The 4892-nt window shown below is 70.8% G+C and carries 4 protein-coding genes; 2 read left to right on the top strand and 2 right to left on the bottom strand.

Going from position 1 to position 4892, the window contains the following annotated elements:
• The first annotated feature begins 110 nt into the window (after window positions 1-110).
• Complete coding sequence (locus ACTIFU_RS21220) at window positions 111-1439, top strand: tetratricopeptide repeat protein (RefSeq protein ID WP_439580317.1); 1329 nt, start codon at window positions 111-113, stop codon at window positions 1437-1439.
• Window positions 1440-1480: 41 nt separating this feature from the next.
• Here ACTIFU_RS21220 and ACTIFU_RS21215 read toward each other — a convergent pair whose 3' ends face one another.
• Window positions 1481-1954: an Lrp/AsnC family transcriptional regulator gene (locus tag ACTIFU_RS21215; protein WP_439580316.1), complete on the bottom strand. Its 474-nt coding sequence runs from the start codon at window positions 1952-1954 to the stop codon at window positions 1481-1483.
• 293 nt (window positions 1955-2247) lie between these two features.
• Between ACTIFU_RS21215 and ACTIFU_RS21210 the strand changes: the two genes are divergently transcribed.
• Window positions 2248-3183, top strand: coding sequence for an ATP-grasp domain-containing protein (locus tag ACTIFU_RS21210; RefSeq protein WP_439580315.1), 936 nt, complete (start codon window positions 2248-2250; stop codon window positions 3181-3183).
• A gap of 6 nt (window positions 3184-3189) precedes the next feature.
• Here the strand turns inward: ACTIFU_RS21210 and ACTIFU_RS21205 are convergent.
• On the bottom strand, window positions 3190-4892 hold a 1703-nt coding region (locus ACTIFU_RS21205; RefSeq protein WP_439580314.1), incomplete at its 5' end, for a TRCF domain-containing protein.

The following is a 4892-nucleotide window of genomic DNA, read 5'->3' as shown; positions in this document are numbered from 1 at the left end:
GGGAAGCGTCCCTCACGTCGTGAGGCGCCGCCTCACGCCCTTGGGTTCAGGACGACGCGGGATGGGCCCGCGGGCGTTTCGGCCTGAAACATCTGGAACGGAGCTGCAACATGATGACGCTGGATCGCCGCGGTCTCGCCGTCACGGGCGCGAACCAGGAGAGCCTCGATCACTTCGAGCAGGCGCTCGCCGAGCTGCAATGCTACCGCGGCGACCCGGTCGCCACGGTCGACAAGGCGATCGCGGGAAGCCCTGGCTTCGCACTGGCCCACGCTCTGCGGGCGTGGCTGCATCTGCTCGGCACCGAGCCGGCCGGCCTCACAGTCGCGCGTGAGTCGCATGCGGCCGCCGCCGCGACCGCGGGGACGCTGCGTGAGCGCGGGCACGTCGCCGCGATCGGCCACCTGATCGAGGGGCGCTGGCACCGGGCGAGCCGCGTGCTCGAGGACGTCACGATCGACGCCCCGCGCGATGCGCTGGGTCTGCTTGCGGGTCACCAGATCGACTTCTTCACCGGCCATTCGCGGATGCTGCGCGACCGGATCGCGCGCGCCCTGCCGGCCTGGGACGCATCCGTGCCGGGCTACCACTCGGTCCTCGGCATGCATGCCTTCGGGTTGGAGGAGACGGGCGACTACGGGCGCGCCGAGGCTGCGGGGCGCCGCGGCGTCGAGCTCGAGCCGCGCGACGGATGGTCGCAGCACGCGGTCGCGCATGTGCTGGAGATGCAGAACCGCACCGCTGACGGCATCGCCTGGATGACCGCCAATCCGGATGCCTGGGCGGGCGACAGCTTCTTGAAGGTGCACAACTGGTGGCACCTCGCGCTCTACCACCTCGATCGGGGCGAATTTGCCGCCGTGCTCAACCTGTTCGACACCGAGATCTACGGCGCGAAGTCGGGCGTGGTGCTGGACATGATCGACGCCTCGGCGCTGCTCTGGCGGCTCCATCTGCGCGGGGTCGATGTCGGCAGCCGCTGGGACGCGGTCGCCGACAACTGGTCGCCGATCGCCACGGCGGCCAACTACGCCTTCAACGACGCCCATGCGGTGATGGCCTTTGTCGGCGCCGGCCGCCGCGACGCGGCAGCCGCGGTGATCGCAGCGCAGAAGGACGCGATGGCGCGCAACGACGACAACGCGATGTTCACGCGCGATGTCGGCCATGACGTCTGCCGCGCGATCCTCGCCTTCGGCGACGGCGACGACGCGACCACGGTGACGCTGCTCCGTCCGATCCGCTCGATCGCGCACCGCTTCGGCGGCAGCCATGCGCAGCGTGACGTGCTGGACCTCACGCTGATCGAGGCGGCGTTCCGCTCGGGCAACGCGGCCCTCGCCGCGGCGCTTGCGGCGGAGCGGCTTGACACCCGCCACGAGAGCCCCCTGGCGCAGCTCTTCGCCAGGCGCGCCGAGGGCCTCCGGCTCGCCGCCTGATCGTGCGACGGCCGGGCGGGGGCGGGCGACTGCCTCCGCCGTCACTCCGGGACGGGCAGCACCGTCTCGGCCTTGATGTGCTCCATCGCGAAGCGGGACGAGACGTTCTTCAGCGGGATCGCGGCGATCAGCCGGCGGTAGAACGCATCATAGGCCGCCATGTCGGGCACGACGACGCGCAGCAGGTAGTCCACGTCGCCGGCCATGCGCCAGGCGTCCATCACCTCGGGCATGCCGCTCAGCACGCCAGCGAACCGATCGAGCCACGGGGCGGAGTGATCGCCCGTCTCGATCGCGACGAAGGCCGTCAGCGGCAGCCCCACGGAGGCCGGATCCACGAGCGCCACGCGGCCGGTCAGGATACCGGCCTGCTCCATCCGACGAATGCGCTTCCAGCATGGTGTCTGGGTGAGCCCGACCAGCTCGGCGATCGCGGCGAGCGAGAGCGAGGCGTCGCGTTGCAACAGGCGCAGGATCGCACGGTCGATGTGATCGAGCTCCGCGGTTCGGGCCATGAGAGACGATCCTTCGGGAATTAGCTCACTCAGTGGTAGAATAATCTTTTGTTTGACTTTGCAAAGCGCATGGAGAGGAAATCCTTTCCCATGCAGGCCAGGTCCACCCCGGCGGACACACCCGCGACCCCCGGCGCAGTGCCCGCGTCAGGCTATCGCGCCTGGCTCGCGGTCGCCGCTGTCGGCGGGCTTGCAACACTGGTGCGGTCTGACGCGCACACGCCCGGCCGGTCTGCCGCCGTCGCGGCGACACCCGCCCCTGCCCTCGACCCCGCCGCTTGAAGGAGCCCTCGATGCCCGACATCCACGTGATCCACGAGAACGAGGCCTGGATCGTGCCGCTCAGGGCCGCGTTCGGACGGATCGGCGTGCCGTTCCGCGAGTGGTTCGTCGATCGCGGCCTGCTCGACCTGCGCGCTCCGCCGCCCGAGGGCGTGTTCTACAACCGGATGAGCGCGTCCTCGCACACGCGCGGGCACCGGTTCGCCGCCGAGCACACCGGCGCGATCCTCGCCTGGCTGCACCGCCATGGTCGCACGGTGGTGAACGGCCCGCGCGCGCTCGCGCTCGAGATCAGCAAGGTGGCGCAGTACGAGGCGCTCGCCCCGTTCGGCATCGCCACCCCGGAGACGATCGCCGTGGTCGGACGCGAGCACATCGCCGTGGCGGCCGACCGGCTCGGCTTCCCGCTGATCCTCAAGCACAACCGGGGCGGCAAGGGCCTGGGCGTGCGGCTGTTCCTCTCGGCCGCGGCGCTGGCCGAGCATCTCGCCTCCGACGCATTCGAGGAGCCGCTCGACGGCATCACGCTGGTGCAGCGCTACATCGCCGCGCCCGAGCCCTTCATCACGCGGGTGGAGTTCGTCGGCGGCAGGTTCCTCTATGCCGTGCGCGTGGACACCTCTGACGGGTTCGAGCTCTGCCCGGCGGATCAGTGCGCCGCCGGCGAGGTCTGCCCGGCGGAAGCGAAGGGGCCGAAGTTCCGCATCATCGACGGCTTCACGCACGCGCTGGTCCCGCGCTGGGAGGCATTCCTCGCCGCCAACGACATCGGTGTCGCCGGGATCGAGTTCATCTCCGATCGCGAGGGCCGGACCTGGACCTACGACGTGAACACCAACACCAACTACAACCCCGAGGCCGAAGCGGCAGCGGGTGTGTCGGGGATGGAGGCGATCGCGCGCCACCTCGTGGCGCTGCGGGCGGCGCGGTACCGCCGCGCCGCGTGACGGCGACTACGCCGCCTTCGCGCGCGTCCCCAGCGCCGCGAGCGTGCCCAGCACCTCGCGCGCGAGCCGCACCCGCGCCGACTGGTCCGCGAGATCGCGCGTCACCACCAGCTTGTGGTCGGGGCGCAGCTTCGCGACCCCCCGTTGCTTCTGCAGCCACCCGACCAGCCCGACCGGATCGCGGAACGCGTTGCCGCGGAACTGGACAACCAGCCCCTTCGGCCCGGCATCGAGCTTCTCCACCCCCGCCTCGCGGCAGAGCCGCTTGATCCCCACCACCGCGAGCAGGTTCTCGACCTCGCCCGGCAGCGGGCCGAAGCGGTCGACCAGTTCCGCCGCCAGCGCCTCGCTCTCGGCATCGTTCGCGAGCGCGCCGATGCGGCGATAGAGCCCGAGCCGCACGGGCAGGTCGCGCACATAGGCGTCGGGGATCAGCACCGCCATGCCCAGGTTGATCTGCGGCGTCCAGTCGCGGTCGGAGACAGCCTTGCCCTCGCCCGCCTTCAGCTCCGCCACCGCCTCCTCGAGCATCTGCTGGTAGAGCTCGATGCCGACCTCGCGGATGTGGCCCGACTGCTCGTCGCCGAGCAGGTTGCCCGCGCCGCGGATGTCGAGATCGTGCGAGGCGAGGGTGAACCCGGCGCCGAGGTTGTCGAGCGCCTGCATCACCTCGAGCCGCTTCTGCGCCGTCGCGGTGAGCTTGCGGTCCGCCGGCAGCGTCAGATAGGCGTAGCCGCGCAGCTTGCCGCGACCGACACGGCCGCGGAGCTGGTAGAGCTGCGCGAGCCCGAACATGTCGGCGCGATGGATCACCATCGTATTGACGCCGGCCATGTCGAGCCCGGACTCGATGATGTTGGTCGCGAGCAGCACGTCGTACTGCGCGTCCTGGAACCCGGTCATGACGCGTTCGAGCTCGGTCGGCGAAAGCCGCCCATGCGCCTCCACCACCTTCAGCTCCGGCGCCATCTCGGCGAGCCGCTCGCGCACCCTCGGCAGGTCCTCGATGCGGGGGACGACGTAGAACACCTGCCCGCCGCGGAAGCGCTCGCGCATCAAGGCCTCGCGCAGCACCACCGGGTCGAAGGGCAGGATGAAGGTGCGCACCGCGAGCCGGTCGACCGGCGGGGTGGCGATGATGCTCATCTCGCGCACACCCGTCAGCGCCAGTTGCAGCGTGCGCGGGATCGGCGTGGCGGTCAGCGTCAGCACGTGCACATCGGCGCGGAGCTGCTTCAGCCGCTCCTTGTGCGCGACCCCGAAATGCTGCTCCTCGTCCACCACCAGCAGGCCGAGCTCGCTGAACTGGATGCCCTTGGACAGCAGCGCGTGGGTGCCGACGACGATGTTGATCGACCCGTCGGCGAGACCGCGCTTCACCTCGGCCGCCTCCTTCGCGTTCACCATGCGGGAGAGCTGGGCGATGCGCACCGGGAAGCCGCGGAACCGGTCGAGGAATGTGCGGTGGTGCTGGCGCGCGAGCAGCGTGGTCGGCACCACGACGGCCACCTGCGCGCCCGACATCGCGGCGATGAAGGCGGCCCGCAGCGCCACCTCGGTCTTGCCGAAGCCCACGTCGCCGCAGATCAGCCGGTCCATCGGCCGGCCGGCCGCCAGATCCTCCAGCACGTCGGCGATCGCGCGCGCCTGGTCCTCGGTCTCGGCATAGGGGAAGCGCGCGCAGAACTCGTCCCAGACGCCCTCGGGGG

The sequence above is a fragment of the Elioraea sp. genome, from assembly GCF_051860475.1.
Classification (GTDB): Bacteria; Pseudomonadota; Alphaproteobacteria; order Acetobacterales; family Acetobacteraceae; genus Elioraea.
This window is presented reverse-complemented; position numbering and strand designations above follow the sequence as displayed.

Coding starts and splice junctions, on each gene's coding strand:
- ACTIFU_RS21215 (WP_439580316.1), bottom strand. CDS start 1,954: ATGGCCCGAACCGCGGAGCTCGATCACATCGACCGTGCGATCCTGCGC.
- ACTIFU_RS21220 (WP_439580317.1), top strand. CDS start 111: ATGATGACGCTGGATCGCCGCGGTCTCGCCGTCACGGGCGCGAACCAG.
- ACTIFU_RS21210 (WP_439580315.1), top strand. CDS start 2,248: ATGCCCGACATCCACGTGATCCACGAGAACGAGGCCTGGATCGTGCCG.